The sequence below is a fragment of the Apibacter adventoris genome (assembly GCF_002964965.1).
Taxonomy (GTDB): Bacteria; Bacteroidota; Bacteroidia; order Flavobacteriales; family Weeksellaceae; genus Apibacter; species Apibacter adventoris.
The window spans coordinates 1-1,591 of sequence record NZ_PSZN01000016.1 but is presented as its reverse complement, the minus strand read 5'-3'; the positions used below and the strand labels follow the sequence as shown (position 1 = coordinate 1,591).

Annotated in this window: 1 rRNA gene; it reads right to left on the bottom strand. The window is 43.2% G+C overall.

Annotated elements, in window-relative coordinates:
• A 16S ribosomal RNA gene (locus C4S76_RS06360) occupies positions 1-1,158 on the bottom strand; the annotation flags it as partial.
• Positions 1,159-1,591 lie beyond the last annotated feature (433 nt).

Genomic DNA, 1,591 nt, shown 5'->3' with positions numbered 1-1,591 from the left:
TTTGCACTGGCAGTCTCATTAGAGTTCCCGGCTTTACCCGTTGGCAACTAATGATAAGGGTTGCGCTCGTTATAGGACTTAACCTGACACCTCACGGCACGAGCTGACGACAACCATGCAGCACCTTGAAAATTGTCCGAAGAAATACTTATTTCTAAGTACGTCAATTCCCATTTAAGCCCTGGTAAGGTTCCTCGCGTATCATCGAATTAAACCACATGCTCCACCGCTTGTGCGGGCCCCCGTCAATTCCTTTGAGTTTCAACCTTGCGGTCGTACTCCCCAGGTGGGATACTTATTACTTTCGCTTAGTCACTGAGAATTTACTCCCCAACAACGAGTATCCATCGTTTACAGCGTGGACTACCAGGGTATCTAATCCTGTTCGCTCCCCACGCTTTCGTCCCTTAGCGTCAATCGGTATTTAGTAACCTGCCTTCGCAATCGGTGTTCTGTGTAATATCTATGCATTTCACCGCTACACTACACATTCCAGCTACTTCAATACTATTCAAGACTCGCAGTATCTATGGCAGTTCTACAGTTAAGCTGTAGGATTTCACCACTGACTTACAAATCCGCCTACGGACCCTTTAAACCCAATAAATCCGGATAACGCTCGCATCCTCCGTATTACCGCGGCTGCTGGCACGGAGTTAGCCGATGCTTATTCGTATGGTACATTCAGCACATTACACGTAATGTGGTTTATTCCCATACAAAAGAAGTTTAAAACCCATAGGGCTGTCGTCCTTCACGCGGGATGGCTGGATCAGGCTCTCACCCATTGTCCAATATTCCTCACTGCTGCCTCCCGTAGGAGTCTGGTCCGTGTCTCAGTTCCAGTGTGGGGGTTCACCCTCTCAGGCCCCCTAAGGATCATTGCCTTGGTAAGCCGTTACCTTACCAACTAACTAATCCTACGCATGCCTATCTATATCCGATAAATCCTTTTAATACAATGTAAGGCTACATTATATGTTATCCGGTATTAATCCGAGTTTCCCCGGGCTATCCCCGTGATATAGGTAAGTTACATACGCGTTACGCACCCGTACGCCGGTCTCTCTTGAAGCAAGCTCCAAAATACCCCTCGGCTTGCATGTGTTAGGCCTCCCGCTAGCGTTCATCCTGAGCCAGGATCAAACTCTCCATTGTAATTCTTTTTAATTTTACAAAAGTTTTCCCTGTACCCTAATTTTTAATAGAGCTTTCCCAAGTCGTTTTTGCTACTTTTTATCTTAAAATTTTTATGTCAATGATCTGTTCGTTTTCGCTCCTCTCCTCCCTTCTCTTTTCCTCTGTTCCTGAGTTGCGGGTGCAAAGATACATACTTTTTATTCCCTCACAAATTTTTACAAAACTTTTTTTAATATTTTTTTATTCATCCTCTAACTCCTTATCACTATATCTTTATTTATCAATATTTTATATTCTATTTTTTTATCCCACTTTTTTTTACTTTTTTTCGCTCATATTCTTCGTTTATCTCTTTTACCCCTTCTTTCTCTCTCTTTTTATTTATCCGGTTGTTATTCTTCTTTTCTATTCTCTCGCGCGCTCGTCTTATCTCTCTCGTTCTTTTGCCTCT